Raw genomic sequence first — 24,055 nt, forward strand, 5'->3', positions numbered from 1 at the left:
GCCGGGGACGGCGGTGCGCTCCCGGACGGAATCCCCGGCCCGCAACGCCCGTGCCGGGGGGCCCGCCCGGACGCCGCTCCCGGACGCCCCGCGGTGAGCTACCTGCTGCCGCTGTACGCGCACCCCGCCGTGGACCCCGAGGCGTGGCGGCTCGCCGCGCGCGCCGGGGACCGGGTCCGCGGCGTGGTGCTGAACGCCGCCGACGGTCCCGGCGGGCAGCTCGACCCCGCGTTCGCCTCCGCCGCCGCCGACCTGCGCGCGGCGGGGGTGCCCGTGCTGGGCTACGTCGACCTGGACTACGGGGCGCGCCCGGCCCCCGAGGTCGCCGCCGACCTCGGCCGGCACCGGGAGTGGTTCGGCGTCGACGGCTGGTTCTTCGACCGGGCCCCCGCCGAGCGCGCCGGACTCGCGGCCTGCCGCAGGACGGTCCGCTCCGCACGCCGCACGGGTGCGCGGACCGTGGTCCTCAACCCGGGCGTGCACCCCTCCCCGGGGTACGCCCGCATCGCCGACCTGGTCGTCACCTTCGAGGGGCACTGGACGACGTACGTCGCCGGATTCCACCGCCCCCGCTGGACGGAACACCACCCTCCGGAACGCTTCTGTCATCTGGTGTACGGAGTCCCCCGCGCCCTGTCCGGGGTGGCGGCCCGCACCGCGCGCGCCCGGGGCGCGGCGGTGAGCTGCGCGGTCGGCGGCGAACTCCCCAACCCGTGGACGGCGCTGCCGCCCGAACTCCTGGAGCACGCGTCATGAACCCCCTGCCGCACCGGGCCGCTCCCGTACGGAAGAGGCGGGCGCGTCCGGTGCTTCCCGTGGTGCTCCTGGTGCTTCTGGTGCTGCTCGGGGTCGCGGGGTGCTCGTCCACCGGTACGGACGGCGATCCGGGCGGGTCCCCGGAGGCCGCAGGTACTGCTCCCGCACCCGTCACCCCCGCGCCGTCGCCCGCCACGTCCCCGCTCCCCACCGGCACGGCGGCCCCCGGCAGCGCCTCCCGCCCGCCGTCCTCCGCGCCGCCGCCCCGCAGGGACACGGCCACCCGTCCCGCCGCCCGCCGCATCTGGCAGCCCCGCCCGGGCACGGCCTGGCAGTGGCAGTTGGACGGGCGGGTGGACCCCCGTACCGACGTGCCCGTCTACGACATCGACGGCTTCGAGAACACCGCGGCCGACGTGGCACGGCTGCACGCGGACGGCCGGAAGGTGATCTGCTACATCAACGCGGGCGCGTGGGAGGACTTCCGGCCCGACAAGGGCGACTTCCCCGAGGCGGTCCTCGGCGGCGCGAACGGCTGGGCGGGCGAGCGCTGGCTCGACATCCGCCGCGTCGACGTGCTGCGCCCGCTCATGGAGAAACGCTTCGACATGTGCAGGGCGAAGGGCTTCGACGCGGTCGAGCCCGACCTGATGGACGGCTACCAGAACGACACCGGCTTTCCGCTGACCGCCGCCCACCAGCTCACGTACAACAGGATGCTCTCCACGATCGCCCACGAACGCGGCCTGGCCGTCGGCCTCAAGAACGACCTGGAGCACGTCCCGCAGCTCGTGCGCCACTTCGACTTCGCGGTCAACGAGCAGTGCGCGGAGTTCGACGAGTGCGAGCGCCTGCGCCCCTTCATCGCGGCGGGCAAGGCGGTCTTCCACGTCGAGTACGCCGTGCCCAACGGCGAGTTCTGCGCCGCCGCGCGCCGGCTCGGGCTGTCCTCGATGCGCAAGAACCTCGACTTGGACTCCTGGCGCAAGCCCTGCTGATCAGCGCACGTCGAAGCTCCCGGCCCGGGTGTTCAGCGCACGTCGAAGGCTCCGGCCCGGGCGTTCAGTACGAAGGTCCGCCACTGCGCGGGATCGAAGACGACCGAAGTCGCCACCGGATGCGCGGCGTTGCGCATCGCGATGAACCCTTCCACGAAGGCGATCTGCACGTCTCCCGCTCCCCCGGCCCCGGACTGCCAGTCCGCCCCGCTGAGATCGAGCTCCTGCCGCGCCCGCCCCACCGCCCCGTACCGCGTACTCGTCGCCACCGTCGTGCTCCTCCCGCATCGCCGTCGTCCGCGAGCCACCCTAGTCACCGCACCGGACGACGGACAGGGCGCGGTCGGCGGCCGGACCGGCAACGCGCTTTCCGGGGACGGCACTTGTCCCGCCCCGGCGGTGCCCTTTCGCTGTCCCGCACGGGGAACGGCCCCTACCATTCCCGGAAAACTCTGATCACGGACTCGACCGACCGGGGGCGGACATGGCGCGGTACAGCAGTGGCGGCGACACCAGGCGGGGCCTGGGGGCCATGGGCCTGGTCATCGGGGCGTTCCTCCTGCTGGGCGGCGGCTGCGCGGCGGCGGACTCCGAGTCCCCCCGGTGCGGCGGCGAGAGCATGAAGCCGGGGGACGCCTGTGTCGGCGGCGGGGCGTACGACGGCTACGAGGAGAAGCGGGAGCAGGCGGGCCAGGCCTCGTACTGGCTGCTGCGCGTGGGCGGCCTCGTCCTGGCCGGGGGCACGGCCCTGGCCGTCGGCCCCGTCGCCGACGCGGCAGGGAGCCTGCGCTCCGCCGCACGCCGCAGGTCCCGCGCACGGCCGGCCCCGCCGTCGTCTGCCTCCCCGACCCCTCTGGGCCCGGCCCCCGCAGCAATACGGCGCCCTGTGCGCCCGAGCCCGGCCGCCCGGCCCGCCCCCGGGCCGGTCCGCCCCGCCCCGCCTCGTACGCCGACCCTCCAGGAGCAGTTGGCCGAGGAACTGGCGGGCGTCCGGTTCCCGGCGTCACGCCTGCAGCCGGGGTACGACCAGGCGGAGGTCGACGCGTTCCTCGCCCGTATCCGCGCCGGTCTCCTGGGGACGGGCCCCGCCGTGAGCCCCGCGCGGATCGGCGGGGCCGTCTTCGGCACGGCGGGCCACCGGCAGGCGGGTTACGACCGGCACGCCGTCACCGCCTTCCTCACCGCTCTCGCGGGCTCCCTCCGCACCGGCTGACCCCCGCACCCCCGCTCACCCTCCAGGCTGCTCCGCCCCCACCACCCACATCGCGAAGAACTGCGACCCGCCGCCGTAGGCGTGCCCCAGCGCGGTGCGCGCGCCGTCGATCTGGTGCTCGCCCGCCCGGCCGCGCACCTGGAGGGCCGCCTCGGCGAAGCGGATCATGCCCGATGCGCCGATGGGATTGGTGGACAGGACGCCGCCCGAGGGGTTCACGGGAAGGTCGCCGTCGAGTCCGGTGACGCCGGCCTCGGTGAGTTTCCAGCCCTCGCCCTCGGCGGCGAAGCCCAGGTTCTCCAGCCACATGGGCTCGTACCAGGAGAACGGGACGTACATCTCGACCGCGTCGATCTGGCGGCGCGGATCGGTGATGCCCGCCTGCCGGTAGACGTCGGCGGCGCAGTCCTTGCCGGCCTGCGGCGAGACGAAGTCCTTGCCCGCGAAGAGGGTGGGCTCGCTGCGCATGGCGCCGCCGCGCACCCAGGCGGGCGGGTGCGGAGCGCGGGCCGCGCCCGCCCGGTCGGTCAGGACCATGGCGCAGGCGCCGTCGGACGAGGGGCAGGTCTCGGAGTAGCGGACGGGGTCCCACAGCATGGGGGACGCCTGGACCTTCTCCAGGGTGAGGGTGGGGTCCTTGAGGTGGGCGTAGGGGTTCTTGAGGGCGTTGCGGCGGTCCTTGTACGCGACGAGGGAGCCGATGTGGTCGGGCGCGCCCGAGCGGCGCATGTACGCGCGGACGTGCGGGGCGAAGAAGCCGCCCGCCCCGGCGAGGAGGGGCTGCTGGAAGGGGACGGGGAGGGACAGGCCCCACATGGCGTTGGACTCGGACTGCTTCTCGAAGGCGAGGGTGAGGACGGTGCCGTGCACACGGGCAGCGACCAGGTTGGCGGCGACGAGGGCGGTGGAGCCGCCGACGGAACCCGCCGTGTGCACGCGGAGCATGGGCTTGCCGACCGCGCCGAGCGCGTCGGCGAGGTAGAGCTCCGGCATCATGACGCCCTCGAAGAAGTCGGGGGCCTTGCCGATGACGACGGCGTCGATGTCCGCCCACGTCAACTCGGCGTCGGCGAGGGCGCGTTGGGCGGCCTCGCGGACCAGTCCCGCGATCGAGACGTCGTGCCGGGCGGAGACATGGGCGGTCTGGCCGACGCCGACGACGGCGACGGGCTCCTTGTGGCTAGCGCGTTCGGTGCTCACGGGGCTCCCCCTCCAGGACTGCTACCAGGTTCTGCTGAAGGCACGGGCCCGACGTGGCGTGCGCCAGCGCGGCGTCGGACGCGCCGCGGTGGATGCGGGCGGCGGCCTCGCCGATGCGGATGAGGCCGGCCGCCATGATCGGGTTGGCGGCGAGCGCCCCGCCGGAAGGGTTGACGGCGATGTCGTCGCCGAGGCCGAGCGCCTTGCGCAGGACGACTTCCTGGGAGGTGAAGGGGGTGTGCAGCTCGGCGGTGTCCAGGTCGATCTCGTACGCCCCGGCGCGTTCGGCGGCGAGCCGGGTGGACGGCGAGTCGGTGAGGTCGCGGACACCGAGGCCATGGGCCTCGATGCGGTGGTCGATGCCGCGTATCCAGGCGGGCCGCGCGCAGAGTTCGCGGGCGCGGTCGCCCGCCGCGAGGACGACGGCGGCGGCTCCGTCGGAGACGGGCGGACAGTCGGCGGTGCGCAGGGGGCGCACCAGGTAGTCGCCTGACGGGACGTCGCCCTTGAGCTGGGCGTGCGGGTTGGCGACGGCGTCCGCCCTGCTGCGGGAGGCGACGGCGGCGAGCGCGGGTTCGTCAGTGTCGCCGGCGTCGATGAGGGCCTGTGCCTGGAGGGCGGCGAGCGACACGGAGTCGGGCCACAGCGGGGCGAGGTAGTACGGGTCGAGCTGGCGGGTCAGGACGTCGCGGACCTGCCCGGGCGAGGACTTGCCGTACGCGTACACGAGCGCGGTGTCGGCCTCGCCGGTGAGGATCTTCACCCAGGCCTCGTACAGCGCCCAGGCCCCGTCCATCTCGACGTGGGACTCCGAGATCGGCGGCCAGGCGCCGACGCCGTCCAGGGCCATGGTGAAGGAGAAGGCGCGGCCCGCGAGGTAGTCGCTGGAACCGGAGCAGGTGAAGCCGATGTCGCTGGTCTTCAGGCCGGTCTCGGCGAGGACCCGGTGCAGGACCGGCATGAGCATCTCGACCTCGGAGAGCTCGTCGGTGCGTCGGCGGTGGTCGGTCTGCGCGAAGGCGACGACGGCGACGTCGCGCAGCGGCCGCGCGGGGGTGGCGGGCATGGCTCAGATCAGCTCCTTGAACGCGTCGTAGTCGGCGTCCGGTTCGCCGGTGGGCCGGTAGTGGTCGGGGTGGCGGGCGTCCCCGGTCCACACCGGTTCGACGCGCAGCCCCATCCGGACCTGGTCGTACGGGATGCCCGCGATGCGGCCGTGCAGGGCGAGGTCGGCGCCGTCGAGGGCGATGTGCGCGTAGACGTACGGCACCTCGATGTCCAGGTTCTTCGCCTTGATGTTGACGATGCAGAAGGTGGTGACGGTGCCCCTGGGGCCGACCTCGACGCGCTCGGCGGTGGCGACGCCGCAGGTGGGGCAGGCGCCGCGGGGCGGCACGTACACCTTGTGGCAGGAGGGGCAGCGTTCGCCGACGATGCGGTGGTCGGCGAGGGCGGTGAGGTGGTCGGTGGGGGCCCGGCCGGGGGTGTAGGTGTAGTCGAGTCGGGCGGGCGCGGTGAAGAGGGTGGTCATGTCGTCGAACTCGCCGCTGTGCGGGGCGGGTTGGTGCCCGTTCTCGCTCTCGTACGGTTCGAAGCAGGCGATGTCGGTGATGGCGCCGGTGCGTTCGCCGGCCCAGCGGACGCGGACGCGCATGCCCGAGTGGAGCTGCTCCGGCCCGGGGGCGTCGAGGGCGTGCAGGAGGGCGGTGTCGGCGCCGTCGAGCCGGACGAGGACCCAGGCGAAGGGGGTGGCGAGGGGCTGGAAGGGGCGGGGCCGCGGGTTCCAGGCCCAGGTGGTCACCGTGCCGGTGGGGGCGACCTCGACGAGGTCGCGGAGCTCGGCGGCGGTGGCGGGATCGTACTCGGTGGGCGGGCAGAGGACCTGCCCCGATGCGGTGCGCACGCCGAGGAGGGTGCGGTGGCGCAGCCCGGACAGGAAGGCGGACTGGACGGGCCCGAGGGAGCGGGTGAAGGGGAATTCGAGGGTGAGGGGGGCTTTCAGGGTGGGCATGGGAGGGGCCTCCGGTGTGCGGGGGGTATGTGTTGTTGGTTGTGCCGACGGGTGGGGCTGAGGGGGTGTGCAGAGCCTTTCGGCGGATCACCGCGGGTGCGGGCGGCTTCCGGCGGATCGGCCCCCCAGCCCCGCCCCTTCGTCCGAGGCCGAAGGCTTGGCGGCAGGGGCCGAGGTCGGGGCCGGGGCGGTCCCCCGGTCCGCCGCGCGGCCGCCGACCACGCGTCCCCGGCCGGCGGCCGGTCCGTCGACCGCCGGACGGCCCGTCGACCGCTGGACAGTCCGCACCGCCCCCCTACCGCCGCCGGAACACCGCCTCCCTCCCCTCCGCGAACGCCCGCGCCCCCTCTTTCGCGTCCTCGGTGTCGAAGACGGGCCACCCCCGCTTCAGCTCCGCCGCCAGACCCTCCTCCTCCGGCAGTTCCGCCGCCTCGTAGACCGACGCCTTCACCGCCTCCACCGCCAACGGACCGCAGGCATTGACCCGTTCGGCGATCTCCAGCGCCGCGTCCAGCGCCGTCCCGTCCGGGACCACCCGGCCGACCAGCCCGATCCGGGCCGCCTCCTCGGCCCCGTACGGCCGCCCCGTCAGCAGCATCTCCAGCGCGTGCGTGCGGGCGATCTGCCGCGGCAGCCGCACCGTCGAGCCGCCGATCGGGAACAGCCCCCGCCGCACCTCGAAGAGCCCGAAGGTGGCCGAAGCCCCCGCCACGCGGATGTCCGTGCCCTGGAGGATCTCCGTGCCGCCCGCCACGCAGTGGCCCTCGACGGCCGCGATCACCGGCTTGCGCGGCCGGTGGTGGCGCAGCATCGCCTTCCAGTGCAGGTCGGGATCGGCCTTCATCCGGGCGCGGTGGACGTCCGCGTCGCCGCCCGTCGCGCGCTGCCCGGCGAGCGCCTTGAGGTCCATGCCCGCGCAGAAGCAGCCGCCCGCCCCCGTCAGGACCACCGACCGCACGGAGTCGTCCGCGTCGGCCTCCAGCCAGCCGTCGTACAGCCCGACCAGCATCGGCAACGACAACGCGTTCTTCGCCTCCGGCCTGTTCAGGGTGAGCACCAGCGTGGCGCCCTCGCGCCGCACGGTGAGGTGTTCCGTACCCGAGTCCGTACCGGACATGACCGTCCTCCCGTCGTCAGACCTGGAACAGGTTGCAGGAGAGGACCCGCCACTTCAAGAGTTTTCTGACAGTCAGTCAGATTTGTTCGGCGTACGCCCTTCCCACTTGAGGCGCCCTTTGCTGTGATGACCGGCACGTCAACTCGCCCGTGCGCAACCGGGGTTCAGGAGGAACGGTGGAGTACAACCTTGCCGACCTGTTCGAGTCGGTCGTCGACGCGGTCCCCGACCGCGAGGCACTCGTGTACGTCGACCATCCCGGTACGGGCGCCGAACGCCGTCTCACCTACGCCGAGCTGGACGCGGCCGCGAACCGGCTCGCGCACCACCTGATGGATGCGGGCCTGAAGCCGGGCGAGCACCTGGGGCTGCACCTCTACAACGGCGTCGAGTACCTCCAGACGGTTCTCGCCTGCCTGAAGGCGCGCCTCGTCCCCGTGAACGTCAACTACCGCTACGTCGAGGAGGAGTTGGTCTACCTCTACCGCGACGCGGACCTCGCCGCGCTCGTCTTCGACGCGGAGTTCACCGAACGGGTGGCCGCCGCGCTCCCCCGCACGCGGAAGCTGCGCCATCTGCTGCGGGTGGGACCGCCGGCCGGTGACGCCCCGGACATCGGCTGTGTGGAGTTCACGGCGGCGGAGGCGTCCGGGTCCCCCGAGCGGGGCTTCCCGGAGCGCTCGGCCGACGACCTCTTCATCATCTACACGGGCGGCACGACCGGCATGCCCAAGGGGGTGATGTGGCGTCAGGAGGACCTGTTCTTCGCGGGGCTGTTCGGCGGCGACCCCACCGGCAACCCCGTCCGGCGGCCCGAGGAGCTGGCCGAGCGGGTCGCGGCCGGCGGTGCGGGCCTCGCCTTCTTCCCCGCTCCCCCGCTGATGCACGGCACCTCGACGCTCACCTCGTTCATCGCCTTCCACTACGGCCAGCGGGTCGTCATCCACCGCAAGTACGTGCCCGAGGAGGTGCTGCGGACGATCGAGAAGGAGCGCGTGTCGAGCGTGTCGCTGGTCGGCGACGCGATGCTGCGCCCCCTGGTGGACGCCCTGAACGGCCCCCTGAAGGGCACCGACCTCTCCTCGCTGTTCAGCGTCTCCTCCTCCGGGGCGATCATGTCGGAGACGGTCCGCGCCCAGTTCCAGGAGCTGGTGCCGAACGTACTGCTGCTGAACAACTTCGGCTCCTCCGAGTCCGGTTCCAACGGCAGGGCCACCGACGACTCCGGCCCCGAGAAGGGCTTCCGGCTGGAGGTCAACGAGCGGACGAAGGTGGTCGATCCGGCGACGTACGCACCCGTGGGCACCGGCGAGATCGGCCGCCTCGCCCAGTGCGGCCATGTCCCGCTCGGCTACTACAACGACCCGGGGAAGACGGCGGAGACCTTCTTCCAGCGCGACGGCGCGCGCTGGGTGCTCCTCGGCGACATGGCGACCGTCGACGCGGACGGCATCGTGACCGTCCTCGGCCGGGGCTCGCAGTGCATCAACACCGGCGGCGAGAAGGTCTATCCGGAGGAGGTCGAGCAGGCGCTGAAGTCCCATCCGGACGTGTACGACGCGCTGGTCACCGGAGTGCCGGACCCCACCTGGGGCAACCGGGTGGCGGCCGTCGTCCAGGTCCGCGAGGGCGCCGCCCCGCCGGACCTGGCCGCGATCCAGGACCACTGCCGCACCCGGCTCGCAGGTTACAAGATCCCCCGCAAGCTGGTGCTCACCGACCGTGTCCACCGCTCACCGAGCGGCAAGGCCGACTACCGCTGGGCGAAGGCGACGGCAGCCCGCCAGGACTGACCCCCGCCCGCCCCTCGCTCCTCCGGCAGTGTCCACACTGCCCGCCAGGACCGTCCCCCGCCCACCGCTCCTCCGGCAGCGCCCGCATCACCCGCCGGAACCGCGCCCCACCCTCCTACCGCTCCCCGAGCAGTGCCCGCATCGCCCGCCCGAACACCGCCCGGCCCGCCGCCGCCAGCAGCGGATCGCAGAACCGGGGCAGCCCGCGCAGCCGCAGGTCCTCGGTCCAGGTCACGTATGCCCCGGGCCCTCCCCCCGGCTCGGGGCGGACGTCGATCTCGGCCCAGCCCGTCACCACCCGCCCGCTCTTCTCCAGGCGGCAGTGCTCCGGGGGCCGCCACACCACGACCTCCATCGGGTCGTCGAACCCGATCCGGCCCAGCCGGGTGCGCGCCACGAAGCGGGTGCCCTGCCGGGTCGGCGGGTCGGTGCCGAAGACCATCCGGGTGAAGGGGACCTGGGCGGCATGCCGTTCCCAGGCGGTGAGCCTGCGCCACGCCTCGTCGGGAGTGAGGTCCGTGCGGTCGGTGATACGGAAGAGGGCCACGGGACCCACGGTACGCACTCCACGCGTCCGGCACCCGTCGGAGTGTCACGGCCTTGTCACACGAAAGGGTGGCACTCTCCCTGGAACAGCCCTTTCGGGCGCAGTATGGACATATGTACACGCACCAGCGTTTCCCCGCGGTCGGCGCGCTCGCCGCCGCCTTCCTGCTCGCCGCCTCGGCCACGGCCGCGGCCGCTGTCGCCCCGTCCACGAAGGCACCGCTTCCGCGCTGCGCGGAGCGGGACCTGTCCCTGAAGGTGACGGCCGTCCCGACCCCGGACGTCCTCTCCCTCCGCTTCACCAACCACGGCCGCCATGCCTGCGTCGTCGACCGCATCCCCACCGTCACCTTCGGCGACCTCGACGGCGCGGCCCGTCCGAATCCGCCGGCCGACAGCGGGCCGTACCGGGTGGCGGCCGGCGCGAGCGCGTACGCCACAGTCCGCACGGTCCTCGCCCCGCCGACGCCTGCCGACGTACGTGTCGTACGGGACATCGGGGTGGCTGCGGACCCGGCCCACCGCGGGGTCCGGATCACGGCCGCGGCGCTCGGCCTGCCGAAGGGCGTCAGGGTCTACGACCCGGTGACCACCTTGTGGCAGCCGAAGGCCCCGTAGCCTCTCAGGCCGTGCGCAACCTGCCCTCCTGCACCCGCAGTTGCAGGGTGGCCAGGTCGAGCAGCGGAGTGGGCACGCGCCGGGCGCGGGCCCTGGCCACCAGGTCGCCGAAGAGGTGCTCGGCCTCGGAGGGCAGGCCCGCCGCCACGTCCCGGTAGAGGGAGGTGGTCAGCGGGGACCCGGCCCCGGTCGCCATCCCGACCGCCATGTCCCGTACGTCCTGGGCCAGTTCGTGCCCCGAGGCGGCGGCCACCGCTGCCGCCTCGGCGAACACGGCCGGCCCGAGGGCGTCGCCGCCCGGCACGGCGACGACGTCACCGACGCTTCCGCGTCCGAGGATGTTGACGCTGCTGATCGTCACGATGAACGACCACTTGGCCCACATGTCGCCGACGATGTCCGCGGACGCCGTCGCCTCCATGCCCGCCACGGCGTCGAACAGAGCGGCCGTCCGCTCGGCCCGGCCGGGGTCGGCGCCGTCGAGCGGCCCGAAGCCGAGGGCGGCCATGGGCGCCAGCCGGACGATGTCGCCGTCGTCGCCGAGGGTGGTGATGACCTTGGCGACGCCGCCCCAGACGCGGTGCGCGCCGAAGCGGTCGGCGAGGAGGCCGAGGTGGGCGAGACCGTTGAGTACGGGCAGGATGACGGTGCCGGGCCCGACGAGGGGGGCGAAGTCCTCGACCGCGCGGGCGAGGCCGGTGGCCTTCACGGTCAGGAGAATGAGGTCGTACGGCTCGGCGCCGGACCCCTCGGAGACCTCGGCGGCGGTGAGCAGCCGTGGCTCGACGCGTTCCTCGGGCTCCCCGAGACCGGTGAGGCGCAGGCCCCGGCGACGGAGCGCGTCGGCGCGGGCCGGGCGGACCAGGAAGGTGACGTCGTGTCCGGCCTGGACGAGCCGGGCGCCGAAGTATCCGCCGGTGGCACCGGCGCCGATGACGAGTATGCGCATGGCACCAGCGTAGGCCGGGGGCCCGGGAGCGAGGCGCGCGGGCCCGGACGGAGCCCCGCGCATTGTTGCGCCGGAAGCGGCAATCCGTACGGCATTCGTCGGCCCTTCGCCCGAACCCGAGGAGTTCCCCGTGCCCCTGACCTTCCGCAAGAGCTTCCGCATCCTCCCCGGTGTCCGCCTGAACATCAACCGGCATTCCTGGTCCATCACCACCGGCGGCAGCCACGGCCCCCGCCACACCCACAGCAGCACCGGCCGCCGCACGACCTCGATGGACCTCCCGGGCCCCTTCGGCTGGCGCAGGACGACGACGAAGCGCCGCCGCAACCGCTGACCCGGCCCGAAGCAGGACAGCGCGCCGGAACGCCGCCGCCGGGGTGCGCCGTCAGTACACGCCGAACTCCTTGAGTTCCGCCAGGAATCCGGCCGGGTCATTCCGGTGGATCAGGTGCCCGACCGGAATCGTCACCCGCCGTGCGCCGGGGATCAGGTCCGTCAGCCTCTGCTGGCCCGCCTCGGGCAGGAAACTCGCCTTCCCGCCCGACACCACGAGCACCGGCGCGGTGATCCCCGCCAGGCCTGCCTGCCACGCGGGGTCGGGGTGGTTGGCTCCCTCGTCGGTCGCCGGTATCACGTCCCAGTCGAAGTCCAGGGCGTCGATCTCGTGCTGTGCGGGGCGCGGCTCGGGGTCTCGCGGCGGGTCCAGGGGGAACGGCGGCAGCGCGTCCTCGAGGACCATCCGGGCGACCTTCTCCGGCCGGGCCTGCGCCACCTGGAGCGCGATCGCACCGCCCATCGAATGCCCGACGAGGTCGACCCGGTCCAGCCCGAGGACGTCCAGGAACTCACAGATGTCGGCGGTCAGTCGGGGGTAGGTGTATCCGCCGGGCCAGTCGCTCAGGGCGTGTCCGCGCACGTCCGGGGCGTAGACCCGGCGGGTCGCGGACAGGGCTTCGGCGACGTCGGCCCAGTCGGCGCTGTTGGCGGTCCGGCCGTGCAGCAGGACGACCGGCGGGTCCGCCGGATCGCCCCACGTGCGGTAGGCGACCCGGTTCCCGGCGGCCAGCCGCACGCTCTCGACGGCCGGGTCGGGGTACGGACGCGTCTCCGGACCGGGCCGGTGGGCGGCGGGGCTCTCGTCGGAACTGGTGAAGGCAGACATACCGCTCATCCAAACAGACCCCCGGCCCCCTCCGCCGCCGGGCCCCCGATTCCCGCACACCCCGACGCCCCGGGCCCGCCCGGCCGAGCCCTACATCTCCGGTCCCCCGTCGTTCGCCGCCTGCACCGCCGCCAGGCCCTCCTGTGTCCATCCGCCGTCCGGTGCGACGTACCCCTTGGCCAGCCACTTGTCGAACTGCTGGAGCGCCGTCACCGGGTCGTCCGCGTACTCGATCTTGTCGGGGTTCCACCAGCCCGTCCCCTTCAGCCGCTCCAGCTCCTTGGAGGCGGCGTCCGGGTCCCCCGTGAGGGTCACGTCCGGCTTGCCCGAGCCCTGCGGGGGCTGCCCGGTGGGCGCCGCGGACGCGAGCGGCGGCTGGGTCGGCGTGGCCGGCGGGGTCGGCGTGGCCGTCACCGTGACGGTCGGGGCGGGAGCGGTCACCGTGGTCGTCACGGCGGGGGCGGGCTTGCCGCCGCCACAGGCGGCGAGTGCCGCCGCTCCCGCCATCCCCATCAGCAGGGCCACTGCGGTTCTGCGGAATCGACGCTGCGTCACGGGCAGGTGCATGTCTGGTCCTTGCCTTCGGTTCGGTTGTTCCCTGTTCTGCCGGTAACCGACAGTTTGAGGTGTTTTTCCTCGCCCGCCCGGCCGGGACACCCGCGAGTCCGCCGTTCCGCCCCGTACGCCTCTTGCCAGAAGCCCCGGTGTCCTGCATTACTGGCCCGGAAGCACCACGACCGAATGATCGGTCGTCCATTTTGGGAGTATGGACGGGACGCACTCCGGCAGGTGCGGAGAACGGGAGAGTGATCCATGAAGGCGCTGCTCGACGCGACGGAACGGCTCGGCCGCGAGGAGCTGGAGGTCCTCCAACTGGAGCGGTTGCGGAGCAGCCTGCGGCACGCCTACACCAACGTGCCGCACTACCGGGCGGCCTTCGACAAGGCGGGGCTCACGCCCGAGGACTGCCGCTCGCTCGCCGATCTCGCCCTCTTCCCGTTCACCACCAAGGCCGATCTGCGGGAGAACTACCCCTTCGGGATGTTCGCCGTGCCGCAGGACGAGATCCGTCGGCTGCACGCGTCCAGCGGCACCACGGGCCGCCCGACCGTCGTCGGGTACACCGGGAACGACCTCTCGATGTGGGCCGACGTGGTGGCCCGCTCCCTGCGGGCCGCCGGGGCCCGGCCCGGCCACAAGGTCCATGTGGCGTACGGGTACGGCCTGTTCACCGGCGGCCTCGGCGCGCACTACGGCGCGGAACGCCTGGGCTGTACGGTCGTCCCCGCGTCCGGCGGGATGACCGCTCGCCAGGTGCAGCTGATCCAGGACTTCCGGCCCGAGGTCATCATGCTGACCCCCTCGTACATGCTCACCCTGCTCGACGAGTTCGAACGCCAGGGCGTCGATCCCCGCTCCACCTCCCTCGAGGTGGGCGTCTTCGGGGCGGAGCCGTGGACGCAGGAGATGCGCCGGGAGATCGAGGAGCGGTTCGCGATCGACGCGGTGGACATATACGGGCTCTCCGAGGTCATCGGGCCCGGCGTCGCCCAGGAGTGCGTGGAGACCAAGGACGGGTTGCACATCTGGGAGGACCACTTCTACCCGGAGGTCGTGGACCCGGTCACCGGCGAGGTGCTGCCGGACGGCACGGAGGGGGAGCTGGTCTTCACCTCCCTGACCAAGGAGGCCATGCCGGTCGTCCGCTACCGGACCCGGGACCTGACGCGGCTCCTGCCGGGCACCGCGCGCGTCTTCCGCCGGATGGAGCGGATCACCGGGCGCAGCGACGACCTGGTCATCGTGCGCGGGGTGAATCTGTTCCCCACGCAGGTCGAGGAGATCGTGCTGCGCACCCCCGCCCTCGCTCCGCACTTCCAGCTGGTGCTGACCCGCGAGCGGCGGATGGACTGCCTGACGGTACGGGCCGAGGCGCGGGCCGACGCGAGCGGCGCGGAGCGCGAGGCCGCCGCGCGGGCGGTCACGGCGGCCGTCAAGGACGGCATCGGGGTGAGCGTGCGGGTCGAGGTGGTCGACCCGGAGACGCTGGAGCGGTCGGTCGGCAAGTTCAGGCGGATCGTCGACCGCCGCCCGAAGTAGCCGCCCCTACTCCGTGAGCCTGTCCCGCAGTTCCCGCTTGAGGATCTTCCCGCTCGCGTTGCGCGGCAGCGCGTCCACGAACACGACGCGCTTCGGCGCCTTGAAGTGGGCGAGCCTCTCGCGTGCGTACGACCGGAGCTGATCCTCCGTCAGGGAGGGGTCGCGCCGTACGACGACGGCTGTGACCGCCTCGATCCAGCGCTCGTCGGGGAGCCCGATCACGGCCGCCTCCGCCACGGCGGGGTGGGTGTAGAGCGCGTCCTCGACCTGCCGGGAGGCGACCAGCACTCCCCCGGAGTTGATGACGTCCTTCACCCGGTCGACGATCGTGAAGTACCCCTCGGCGTCCCGCACCGCGAGGTCGCCCGAGCGGAACCAGCCGTCGGCGAAGAGGTCAGGGTCGTCCACCCCCCAGTAGCCGAGGCAGAGCTGGGGCGAGCGGTAGGCGATCTCGCCCGCCGTGCCGTCGGGGACCTCCTCGCCCTGCTCGTCGACGATCCGTGCCTCGACGTGGCGCACGGGCCGTCCGCAGGAGTCCATCCGGCCCTCGTGCTCCTCGGGGCGCAGCACGGTGGCGAGCGGCCCGATCTCGCTCTGTCCGAAGCAGTTGTAGAAGGCCAGCGAGGGCAGGCGGGCGCGCAGCCGCTCCAGCACCGGTACGGGCATGACCGACGCCCCGTAGTAGGCCTTGCGGAGCCCGTCCAGCGTCCGGGTCGCGAACCCGGGGTGGTTCGCGATGCCGATCCACACGGTCGGCGGCGCGAAGAAGCTGTCGGCGCGGCCCGCCTCCACCAGGTCGAAGAGCCTGTCGGCGTCCGGGCCGTCCAGGAGGGTGTTCTCCGCGCCGACCGCGAGGTAGGGCAGCAGGAAGACGTGCGTCTGGGCGGAGTGGTAGAGCGGCAGCGCGTGGACCGGCCGGTCGGTCCCGGCGAGGTCCAGCGCCTCGACGGCACTGGCGTATTCGTGGACCAGGGCGCGGTGCGTCATGATCGCGCCCTTGGGGTCGGCGGTGGTGCCGGAGGTGTAGAGGAGCTGCACGGGGGCGAGCGGGTCGCTGTCCGAGGCGTACGGGACGGGCGTCGTCAGGGCGTCGAGGAAGGAGCCGGGCGCGTCCCGCAGCGGCAGGACCGGGAAGCCCTCGGGGACGCGGGCGGCGAGGTCCGGGTCGGCCAGGACCAGGGAGCTGCCGGACTGGCCGAGGAGGTGTGCCAGGTCGCCGCCGGTGAGGTTCTGGTTGACGGGGACGTGGACGAGTCCGGCGCGGGCGCAGCCCAGGTAGGCGATGAGGTACGCGTCCGAGTTGTGCCCGTAGGTCGCCACCCGGTCGCCCTCGGTCAGGCCGTGGGCGGTGCGCAGGTGGGCGGCGGCGGTGCTGACGGCCGCGTCGAGTGCGGCGTACGTCCAGGAACGGTCCCGGTAGTGCAGGGCGGGGCTGTCGGGGACGCGGTGGGCCGTACGGCGCAGTACGTCGTCCACGGTGCCGGTGAGCAGGCCGGGGGCTCCTGGTGTCGTCATGGCGTGATCCTGCGGTGCGGCGCGCGGCAAATCAAGGGAGTCGCATACCGCACGGGATGTTGACAGGTACCGGTCGGTAATGACTGAGTGGCGGGTGACATCACGGTCACCGATCGCAACGCCCGCGTTGCGACGCCCTGTTGGGAGGCACGTTGTCCCTCCGCACCCGTACGAGATCCTGCGCCGTCGCCGCGGTCGCCCTGCTCACGGCGGCCACCGCCCTCTCGCCGACGGCCTCCGCCGACCCCGGGGGTGCGGAGCTGCGCCCCTCGGGCGGCGGCCTGTCGGCCCTCATCCGGTACACCGAGTACGGCATTCCGCACATCCTCGCCAAGGACTACGCGAACCTGGGCTTCGGCAACGGGTGGGCGCAGGCCAATGACCAGGCCTGCACGCTGGCCGAGGGCTTCGCGACCGTCCGGGGCGAGCGCTCGCGCTTCTTCGGCGCGCAGGGGAAGCCGGACGGCTCGCTGTCGTCGGCGTCGACCAACCTGGCGAGCGACCTGTTCTTCCGGGGGATCCGGGACGCCGGCACCGTCGCCCGGCTGATGGCACGCCCGGCGCCGGTGGGTCCTGGCCGGCAGGTCGAGGAGCTGATGCGGGGCTGGACGGCCGGGTACAACGCCTGGCTGAAGCAGAACCGGGTCACCGACCCCGCGTGCCGGGGAGCCGCCTGGCTGCGCCCGGTGACCCTGTCCGACGTGCACCACCTGAACTACTCGTTCTCGGTGCTGGGCGGGCAGGGGCGCGGCGCGGACGGCATCACGGCCGCGCAGCCGCCGAGCGGCGCGGCGCCCCGGACGGCGGCCACGGACCCCGGCGAGGCGGCGCGGAGGTTCTTCGACACCTCGGACGCGGCGATGGGTTCCAACGCGGTCGCCTTCAGCGGGAGCACCACGGCGAACAAGCGGGGGCTGCTGCTGGGCAACCCGCACTACCCGTGGTCGGGCGGGCGGCGGTTCTGGCAGTCGCAGCAGACGATCCCCGGTGAGATCAACGTCTCGGGCGGTTCGCTGATCGGCTCCACGACGGTGTCCATCGGGCACACCGCGCGCATCGCCTGGAGCCACACCGTCGCCACCGGCACCACGATGAACCTGCACCAGCTCACGCTCGCACCCGGCGACCCGACGGCGTACGTCGTGGACGGCAGGCCCGAGAAGATGACCAGGCGGACGGTGACCGTGCAGGTCAAGGACGGCGCTCCGGTGACCCGCACCCAGTGGTGGACCCGGTACGGGCCGGTCGTCACCGGCCTCGGCGCCCAGCTCCCGCTGCCCTGGACGACCACGACGGCGTACGCGCTGAACGACCCGAACGCGACGAACCTGCGCGCCGGGGACACCGCGCTCGGCTTCAGCAGGGCGCGCGACGTGAACGGCGTCCAGGAGGCGCTGCGCCGCACCCAGGGCCTGCCGTGGGTGAACACGATCGCCGCCGACTCCTCGGGCGGCTCGTTCTTCTCGCAGTCGCAGGTGCTGCCGCGCATCACGGACGAGCTGGCGCAGCGGTGCTCGACGCCGCTCGGCAGGGCCACGTATCCCACGTCGGGTCTCGCGGTGCTGGACGGTTCGCGGACGGACTGCGCACTGGGCAGCGACCGGGACGCGATCGAGCCGGGGATCTTCGGCCCGTCGAAGATGCCGACGCTGAAGAACGCGCCGTACGCGGAGAACTCCAACGACAGTGCCTGGCTGACCAACGCGGACCGGCCGATCAGCGGGTACGAGCGGGTCTTCGGCTCGTACGGCACGCAGCGGTCGATGCGCACCCGGGGTGCGGTCGAGGACGTGGCGGCGATGGCGGGGAGGGGGCGGCTCACGGTGGCCGACCTCCAGCGGCAGCAGTTCGCCAACCGGGTCCCGGCCGCCGACCTGACCGTCGACGAGGTCGTCAAGGGCTGCGAGGACCTCCGGCTGGGCGCCCCCTGTGACGTCCTGCGGACGTGGGACCGGAAGACGGACACCGGGAGCCGGGGCGCGCTGCTCTTCGACCGGTTCTGGCGTGCGCTGCTCCCCTCGGTTCCGGCGGCCTCGCTGTGGCGGACGCCGTTCGACGCGGCCGATCCGGTGCGCACGCCGCGCGGGCTCAACACGGCGGCCCCGGGCTTCGCGACGGCCCTCAGGGGCGCGGTGGCGGAGTTGCGGGCGGCGGGCATCCCGCTGGACGCGCCGCTGGGCCGGCACCAGTTCGTCGTGCGCGGCGGCAAGCGCATCCCGGTCCACGGGGGCACGGAGTCGCTGGGCGTGTGGAACAAGGTCGAGCCCGTGTGGAACGCGGCCGGCGGGGGCTACACCGAGGTGACCACCGGGTCGAGCTACCTCCAGGCGGTCGGCTGGAACGGCGGGCCCTGCCCGGTGGCGAAGACCCTGCTGACGTACAGCCAGTCCTCGAACCCCGTCTCCCCGTACCACAGCGACCAGACCGAGCTGTACGCGGGCGAGAAGTGGGTGACGTCGCGGTTCTGCGAGGGGGACATCCTCACCTCGCCGAAGCTGAGGGTGGTGTGGGCGAGGGAGCGCTGAAGGTCCCCCGCGCGGAGGCGGTGAGCGGCCTCCTGCGCCACTGACAAGATCGTTAATCGGCCCCGGGCGCGGATTCACCACTTCGGAGGTGATCGTCCGGGGCCGGGATCGTTCTTCCTCCGACCTGCCTAGCGTGAAGCGGTCCGTTGTCGTACGGAAGGCGATCACCCGAACCATGCCCCAGCCCTTCACGCTGCCCGAGTTCTACATGCCGTATCCGGCCCGGCTCAATCCGCATCTGGAGCACGCGCGCACGCACTCCAAGGCGTGGGCGCGGGAGATGGTGATGATCGAGGGCTCGGACGTCTGGGACGAGCACGACTTCGACAGCCACGACTACGCGCTGCTGTGCGCGTACACCCATCCCGACTGCACGGCCGAGCAGTTGGCGCTGGTCACCGACTGGTACGTGTGGGTGTTCTTCTTCGACGACCACTTCGTGGAGCTGTACAAGCGCAGCCCCGACATGCGGGGGGCGAAGGCGTACCTGGACCGGCTGCCGATGTTCATGCCGGTGGACGCGGGCGCGGAGCCGCCGGAGCCGACGAACGCGGTGGAGGCGGGGCTCGCCGACCTGTGGCGGCGGACCTGTCCTTCGATGTCGCAGGCGTGGCGGAGGCGGTTCGCCGTCGCCACCGAGCACCTCCTCGAAGAGTCGATGTGGGAGCTGATGAACATCAGCGAGGGGCGGATCTCCAACCCCATCGAGTACATCGAGATGCGCCGCAAGGTGGGCGGCGCGCCGTGGTCGGCGGGCCTGGTGGAGTACGTGGCGAACGCGGAGGTCCCGGACGCGATCGCGGCGTCGCGGCCGATGTGCGTGCTGCGGGACGCGTTCTCCGACGGGGTGCACCTGCGCAACGACCTGTTCAGTTACGAGCGGGAGATCCTCGACGAGGGCGAGCTGTCCAACGGGGTGCTGGTCATGGAGACCTTCCTGGACTGCCCCACGCAGCAGGCGGCGGACCACGTCAACGACCTGCTGACCTCGCGCCTCCAGCAGTTCGAGACGACCGTCCTCACCGAACTGGAGCCGCTCTTCGCCGAGTTCGGCATCGGCCCCGCGGGGCGGCTCGACGTCCTCGCGTACGTCAAGGGGCTCCAGGACTGGCAGGCGGGCGGCCACGAGTGGCACCTGCGCTCCAGCCGGTACATGAACGGCGGGGGCGGCGCGCAGGCGTACGCGCCGGGCGGCCCCCAGGGCCTCGGGACGGCGGCCTCGCAACTGCTGGCGTCGCTCGCGGTGGGCGTTCCGGCCCGGCTGAGGAACGTGGCCGTGCACCGGTTCGAGAAGGTGGGCCACCTGGAGATCCCGGACCTGGGCATGCCGTACCGGACCCGGCTGAGCCCGTACCTGGAGGCGTCCCGGGAGAACGTCGTCGTCTGGGCCGCGGCCATGGGCATCCTGGACGAGGTGCCGGGCCTGCCGGGGTCGGGCGTCTGGAACGAGGCGAAGATCCGGGCGTACGACCTGCCGCTGTGCTCGGCCGGCATCCACCCGGACGCCACGCTCGCCGAACTGGACCTCACCTCGGGCTGGCTGGCCTGGGGCACGTACGGGGACGACCTTTTCCCCGTGCTGTACGGGCGGACGCTGGACCTCGCCGGGGCGAAGGCGGCCAACGACCGGCTCTCGCTGTTCATGCCGGTGGACGGCGAGCCGGTGCCGACGCCGGTGACGCCGCTGGAGCGGAGCCTGGACGACCTGTGGCGGCGGACCGCGGGGCCGATGGCGGGGGACGCCCGGCGGCGGTTCCGCAAGGCCGTCGAGGACATGACGGCGAGCTGGCTGTGGGAGCTGGCCAACCAGGCGCAGGACCGGGTGCCCGACCCGGTCGACTACTTCGAGATGCGCCGCTTCACCTTCGGCTCCGATCTGACGATGAGCCTGTCGCGGCTCTCCCACGGAAACACGCTGCCCCCCGAGATCTACCGCTCGCGGCCGTTCCTGACCATGGAACGCGCGGCGATGGATTACGCGTGCCTGCTGAACGACCTCTTCTCCTATCAGAAGGAGATCGAATTCGAAGGGGAAATGCACAACGGGGTGCTGGTCGTCCAGCACTTCCTGCAGTGCGGGGTCGAACAGGCGCGGGACGTCGTCGTCGATTTGATGAAGGCGCGCATGACGGAATTCCAGCACGTGCTGAGCGGGGAGATCCCCGCGCTGTGCGAGGAATACGAGCTGGACGCGGCGGCGCGCGGCGTGCTGATGCATTACGCGGAGGAGCTGAAGAACTGGCTCTCGGGAATTCTGACCTGGCACGAGGGGTGTGCGCGCTACCGGGAGGAGGATCTCGTACGGCACAACGCGCCGGCCCTGCCGCCGGCCGGGCCCGCCTGGGCGGGGCCCAGCGGGATCGGCACCTCGGCGGCGCGGGTCGGGGAACTGTGGGCGGGCCGGGTCGCCGTATCGGGATGAGGGGGTTTCCGGGCGGAATGCGGGGGCAGGCGATCTTCTGTCAGGGAAACGCCTCAAGACGCAAGGGAGCGCGCACACCATGACCGCGCAGAAGAAGACCAAGGCCAAGTCCGACCAGGTCCAGGGCGCCGTGAAGGAAACCGCGGGACGCCTCGTGGGCAATGAGCGGCTCACCGCCGAAGGCCGCGCACAGCGGGCCAAGGGCGACGGACGGGAGTCGGTCGAAAAGGCCAAGGACGCGTTCAAGCGGTGACGCTCTCCGGGCGTCATTGACAGGGTCACCGCGTCCCAGCGCACCGCGGTGATCTGAGGGCCACGGCCCGGCGGATTCTCCCCTTTCCGCCGGGACGTGGCCCTTTCTCGTGCGACCGGGCGGATGACGGCCCGCACGGCTCCGTCGGCCCGTGCCTAGGGCGTCCGGTCCTCGTCCTGCCAGTACGGCTCCCGCAGACGGCGCTTGTAGAGCTTGCCGTTGGGGTCGCGGGGCATCGAGGCGACGAAGTCCAGGGACTTCGGGTGTTTGAACGCCGCCAGGCGGCCCGCGCAGTGGTCGAGGATCGCGGCGGCCAGCGCTTGCGACGGGGCCTCGGCCGGCTCCACGACCGCCTTGACCTCCTCGCCCCAGTCGCCGTGCGGGATGCCGAAGACCGCCGCGTCCGCCACCCCGGGGTGGGAGAGCAGGACCGCCTCGATCTCGGCGGGGTAGATGTTCACCCCGCCCGAGATGATCATGTCTGTCTTGCGGTCGCGGAGGAAGAGGTAGCCGTCCTCGTCCAGCACTCCCAGGTCGCCGACCGTGAAGAAGTCGCCGATGCGGTTCTCGCGGGTCTTCGTCTCGTCCTTGTGGTAGCTGAAGCCGCCCGTGTTCATCTTCATGTAGACCGTGCCGAGCTCCCCCGGCGGCAGCCGTTTTCCGTCGTCGTCGAAGACGGCCAGTTCGCTGATCGGCCAGGCCCGGCCCACCGTCCCCGGCTTCTTCAGCCAGTCCTGCGCCGTGGCGAACGCCCCGCCGCCCTCGCTCGCCGCGTAGTACTCCTCGACGCAGTTGCCCCACCAGTCGATCATGGCGCGCTTGACGTGGTCCGGGCAGGGCGCGGCCCCGTGGATCGCGTGCCGCAGCGAGGAGACGTCGTACGCGCGCCGGGTCTCCTCGGGGAGGGCGAGCAGCCGGTGGAACTGGGTGGGGACCATGTGGGTGTGGGTGCAGCGGTGGGTGTCGATCAGGCGGAGCATCTCCCGGGGGGTCCACTTGTCCATGAGGACCAGGGGGTGGCCGATGTGCAGGGCCGCGCCCGCGAACTGGAGGACCGCCGTGTGGTAGAGCGGCGAGCAGACCAGGTGGACGTTCCCGTCGAAGGGCTTGATGCCGAAGATGCCGAGGAAGCCGCCCAGGTGGGACTCCTCGGGGAGCTTTCCCGGCAGCGGGCGGCGGATGCCGCGCGGGCGGCCGGTCGTGCCGGACGTGTAGTTCATGACCCAGCCGAGCGTGCGGTCGGGCGGCGGCGACGTCGGCTGCCCGTGCAGGAGCTCGGGGTACGGCCGGAGGCCGGGAGCCGCTCCGACGACGTACCGGTGGGTGGCGGGAAGGTCCGCCTCGTCGGCGGCGGCCGTCGCCGCGGGGGCGAAGCGTTCGTGGGCGATCAGGACCTTCGCGGCGGAGTCCGCGACGATCCAGGCGATCTCCGGGCCCGTCAGGTGGTGGTTGACGGGGACGAGGTAGAAGCCCGCCTGCGAGGCGGCCAGATAGGCGGTCAGGAACTCCACGCCGTTGGGCAGGACGACGGCGAAGGCGTCGCCCCGCGACAGGCCCGCCCGGCGCAGGCCGTGCACCAACTGGTTGGCGGCGGCGTGGAGTTCGGCGGCCGTCCAGCGCGTTCCGTCGGGGGCGGTGAGGACGGTGCGGCCGGGGTCGGCGGCCGCCTGCGCCCAGAAGCCGTTCGGGGGACGCGCCGTGTCGGCGGCGGCTGCGGTCATGCGCGCTCAGCTCCTTGCGGTCCTCGCGGCGATGCGGTGCCTGCGATGCGGTTGAGGCGGGCCATGGCCTTCTCGAAGCCCCGGGTGAGGTCGTCGAAGACGGCCTGGACGCTGCGTTCGGAGTTCATCCGGCCGACGATCTGCCCGACCGGGGTGCCCAGCAGCGGTCCCACTTCGTACTTCTGGATGCGGGAGTTGGCCTCGGCGACCAGCAGGCCCTGGAGCGGCATGGGCAGCGTGCCGGGCCCGTCGGGGTCGTCCCAGGCGTCGGTCCACCCGGTGCGCAACTGGCGTGCGGGCTTGCCGGTGAGGGCGCGGGAGCGGACCGTGTCGCCGCAGCCCGCGGCGAGGAGTTTGGCGGTGAGCGCGCGGGAGTGCAGGTCGGCCTCCTCGGTGGTGAGCCAGAGGGAGCCGAGCCAGGCGCCCTGCGCGCCGAGCGCGAAGGCCGCGGCGAGCTGCTCGCCGGTGCCGATCCCGCCGGCCGCGAGCACGGGCAGCTCCCCCACCGCGTCGACGACTTCGGGGACCAGGACCATGGTGGCGATCTCGCCGGTGTGGCCGCCCGCCTCGTACCCCTGCGCGACGACGACGTCGATGCCCGCCTCCGCGTGCCGCCGGGCGTGTTGGGGGCTTCCGGCGAGGGCGGCGACCAGGATGCCGTGGGAGTGGGCGCGGGCGACGACGTCGGCGGGCGGTGAGCCGAGGGCGTTGGCGAGGAGCTTGATCGGGTGGTCGAAGGCGACGTCGAGCTGGCCGCGGGCGACCTGTTCCATCCAGCCCGTGATGCGCCAGCCGGACGCCTCGCCGTCGGCGAGTTCGGGCACGCCGTGCCGGGCGAGGATCTTGCGTGCGTACGCCCGGTGCCCTTCGGGGATCATGGCCTCGACCTCGGCCTCGGTGACGCCCTCGACCTTCCTGGCGGGCATGACCACGTCCAGTCCGTAGGGCTTGCCCCCGGTGTGGGCGTCCAGCCAGTCGAGGTCGCGGGCGAGGTCGTCGGGGGCTGTGTAGCGGACCGCGCCCAGCACGCCGAATCCGCCCGCCCGGGTGAGGGCCGCCGCCACCGCGGGGAACGGCGTGAAGCCGAAGATGGCGTGCTCGACTCCCAGTTTCTGGCTCAGCTCCGTCTTCATGGGCGGCAGGATGCCGCAGGAGG

Annotated in this window: 22 protein-coding genes; 10 read left to right on the top strand and 12 right to left on the bottom strand. The window is 72.8% G+C overall.

Features of this window, described 5'->3' with window-relative positions; all coding sequences use genetic code 11:
- Window positions 1-93 precede the first annotated feature (93 nt).
- Window positions 94-756: a spherulation-specific family 4 protein gene (locus ACIP93_RS28490; RefSeq protein WP_401763075.1), complete on the top strand. Its 663-nt coding sequence runs from the start codon at window positions 94-96 to the stop codon at window positions 754-756.
- On the top strand, window positions 753-1,754 hold the full coding sequence (locus ACIP93_RS28495) for an endo alpha-1,4 polygalactosaminidase (RefSeq protein ID WP_401763078.1): 1,002 nt from the start codon (window positions 753-755) through the stop codon (window positions 1,752-1,754). Before ACIP93_RS28490 ends, ACIP93_RS28495 begins: the two co-directional genes overlap by 4 nt.
- Window positions 1,755-1,786: 32 nt before the next feature.
- Here the strand turns inward: ACIP93_RS28495 and ACIP93_RS28500 are convergent, their stop codons facing one another.
- Window positions 1,787-2,023 carry a DUF397 domain-containing protein gene (locus tag ACIP93_RS28500; RefSeq protein WP_345225700.1) on the bottom strand — a complete coding sequence of 79 codons (237 nt, stop codon included), beginning with the start codon at window positions 2,021-2,023 and terminating at the stop codon, window positions 1,787-1,789.
- A gap of 215 nt (window positions 2,024-2,238) precedes the next feature.
- On the opposite strand from ACIP93_RS28500, the gene ACIP93_RS28505 reads away from it, so the two are divergent.
- Entirely contained in the window at window positions 2,239-2,967 is a 729-nt protein-coding gene (locus ACIP93_RS28505) for a DivIVA domain-containing protein (protein ID WP_401763080.1), read from the top strand.
- Between the two features lie 15 nt (window positions 2,968-2,982).
- Here ACIP93_RS28505 and ACIP93_RS28510 read toward each other — a convergent pair whose 3' ends face one another.
- The 4 genes from ACIP93_RS28510 to ACIP93_RS28525 form a co-directional block, all read right to left on the bottom strand.
- On the bottom strand, window positions 2,983-4,167 hold the full coding sequence (locus ACIP93_RS28510) for a thiolase domain-containing protein (protein ID WP_401763083.1): 1,185 nt from the start codon (window positions 4,165-4,167) through the stop codon (window positions 2,983-2,985).
- Window positions 4,148-5,233 carry a thiolase domain-containing protein gene (locus tag ACIP93_RS28515; RefSeq protein WP_401763086.1) on the bottom strand — a complete coding sequence of 362 codons (1,086 nt, stop codon included), beginning with the start codon at window positions 5,231-5,233 and terminating at the stop codon, window positions 4,148-4,150. The genes ACIP93_RS28510 and ACIP93_RS28515 overlap by 20 nt, the downstream gene beginning before the upstream one ends.
- Window positions 5,234-5,236: 3 nt before the next feature.
- Complete coding sequence (locus ACIP93_RS28520; protein WP_401763087.1) at window positions 5,237-6,178, bottom strand: Zn-ribbon domain-containing OB-fold protein; 942 nt, start codon at window positions 6,176-6,178, stop codon at window positions 5,237-5,239.
- Between the two features lie 295 nt (window positions 6,179-6,473).
- Complete coding sequence (locus tag ACIP93_RS28525) at window positions 6,474-7,295, bottom strand: crotonase/enoyl-CoA hydratase family protein (protein WP_401763090.1); 822 nt, start codon at window positions 7,293-7,295, stop codon at window positions 6,474-6,476.
- 176 nt (window positions 7,296-7,471) lie between these two features.
- Here ACIP93_RS28525 and ACIP93_RS28530 point away from each other — a divergent pair, with 176 nt between their 5' ends.
- Window positions 7,472-9,088: an acyl-CoA synthetase gene (locus ACIP93_RS28530; RefSeq protein WP_401763093.1), complete on the top strand. Its 1,617-nt coding sequence runs from the start codon at window positions 7,472-7,474 to the stop codon at window positions 9,086-9,088.
- A 115-nt stretch (window positions 9,089-9,203) separates the two neighbouring features.
- Here the strand turns inward: ACIP93_RS28530 and ACIP93_RS28535 are convergent, their stop codons facing one another.
- Window positions 9,204-9,635, bottom strand: coding sequence for an SRPBCC family protein (locus ACIP93_RS28535; protein WP_401763095.1), 432 nt, complete (start codon window positions 9,633-9,635; stop codon window positions 9,204-9,206).
- A gap of 113 nt (window positions 9,636-9,748) precedes the next feature.
- Between ACIP93_RS28535 and ACIP93_RS28540 the strand changes: the two genes are divergently transcribed.
- Window positions 9,749-10,252, top strand: a complete 504-nt coding sequence (locus tag ACIP93_RS28540; RefSeq protein ID WP_401763098.1) for a DUF4232 domain-containing protein — start codon at window positions 9,749-9,751, stop codon at window positions 10,250-10,252.
- A gap of 4 nt (window positions 10,253-10,256) precedes the next feature.
- Here the strand turns inward: ACIP93_RS28540 and ACIP93_RS28545 are convergent, their stop codons facing one another.
- Entirely contained in the window at window positions 10,257-11,201 is a 945-nt protein-coding gene (locus ACIP93_RS28545) for a ketopantoate reductase family protein (protein WP_401763101.1), read from the bottom strand.
- Between the two features lie 130 nt (window positions 11,202-11,331).
- Between ACIP93_RS28545 and ACIP93_RS28550 the strand changes: the two genes are divergently transcribed.
- Entirely contained in the window at window positions 11,332-11,535 is a 204-nt protein-coding gene (locus ACIP93_RS28550; RefSeq protein ID WP_345225680.1) for a DUF4236 domain-containing protein, read from the top strand.
- 51 nt (window positions 11,536-11,586) lie between these two features.
- On the opposite strand, the gene ACIP93_RS28555 is transcribed toward ACIP93_RS28550, so the two are convergent.
- Together ACIP93_RS28555 and ACIP93_RS28560 are read right to left on the bottom strand one after the other, a co-directional pair.
- Window positions 11,587-12,372, bottom strand: a complete 786-nt coding sequence (locus tag ACIP93_RS28555; protein WP_401763104.1) for an alpha/beta fold hydrolase — start codon at window positions 12,370-12,372, stop codon at window positions 11,587-11,589.
- Window positions 12,373-12,453: 81 nt separating this feature from the next.
- Window positions 12,454-12,930 carry a hypothetical protein gene (locus ACIP93_RS28560; RefSeq protein ID WP_401763107.1) on the bottom strand — a complete coding sequence of 159 codons (477 nt, stop codon included), beginning with the start codon at window positions 12,928-12,930 and terminating at the stop codon, window positions 12,454-12,456.
- Between the two features lie 246 nt (window positions 12,931-13,176).
- Here ACIP93_RS28560 and paaK point away from each other — a divergent pair, with 246 nt between their 5' ends.
- The gene (gene paaK / locus ACIP93_RS28565) at window positions 13,177-14,463 is read left to right on the top strand and encodes a phenylacetate--CoA ligase PaaK (RefSeq protein WP_401763109.1); all 1,287 of its coding nucleotides are present in this window, start codon (window positions 13,177-13,179) and stop codon (window positions 14,461-14,463) included.
- 6 nt (window positions 14,464-14,469) lie between these two features.
- Here the strand turns inward: paaK and ACIP93_RS28570 are convergent, their stop codons facing one another.
- Entirely contained in the window at window positions 14,470-15,978 is a 1,509-nt protein-coding gene (locus ACIP93_RS28570; protein WP_401763112.1) for a fatty acyl-CoA synthetase, read from the bottom strand.
- Window positions 15,979-16,130: 152 nt separating this feature from the next.
- Between ACIP93_RS28570 and ACIP93_RS28575 the strand changes: the two genes are divergently transcribed.
- The 3 genes from ACIP93_RS28575 (at window position 16,131) to ACIP93_RS28585 (ending at window position 21,178) form a co-directional block, all read left to right on the top strand.
- Window positions 16,131-18,503, top strand: coding sequence for a penicillin acylase family protein (locus tag ACIP93_RS28575; protein ID WP_401763115.1), 2,373 nt, complete (start codon window positions 16,131-16,133; stop codon window positions 18,501-18,503).
- A gap of 175 nt (window positions 18,504-18,678) precedes the next feature.
- Window positions 18,679-20,925, top strand: a complete 2,247-nt coding sequence (locus ACIP93_RS28580; protein WP_401763118.1) for a germacradienol/geosmin synthase — start codon at window positions 18,679-18,681, stop codon at window positions 20,923-20,925.
- Between the two features lie 79 nt (window positions 20,926-21,004).
- Entirely contained in the window at window positions 21,005-21,178 is a 174-nt protein-coding gene (locus tag ACIP93_RS28585) for a CsbD family protein (protein WP_345225664.1), read from the top strand.
- A 155-nt stretch (window positions 21,179-21,333) separates the two neighbouring features.
- On the opposite strand, the gene ACIP93_RS28590 is transcribed toward ACIP93_RS28585, so the two are convergent.
- On the bottom strand, window positions 21,334-22,899 hold the full coding sequence (locus ACIP93_RS28590; RefSeq protein WP_401763122.1) for an acyl-CoA synthetase: 1,566 nt from the start codon (window positions 22,897-22,899) through the stop codon (window positions 21,334-21,336).
- On the bottom strand, window positions 22,896-24,032 hold the full coding sequence (locus ACIP93_RS28595; RefSeq protein WP_345225659.1) for a nitronate monooxygenase family protein: 1,137 nt from the start codon (window positions 24,030-24,032) through the stop codon (window positions 22,896-22,898). The genes ACIP93_RS28590 and ACIP93_RS28595 overlap by 4 nt, the downstream gene beginning before the upstream one ends.
- Window positions 24,033-24,055 lie beyond the last annotated feature (23 nt).

This window comes from Streptomyces sp. NPDC088745, assembly GCF_044751045.1.
GTDB lineage: Bacteria > Actinomycetota > Actinomycetes > Streptomycetales > Streptomycetaceae > Streptomyces > Streptomyces cremeus.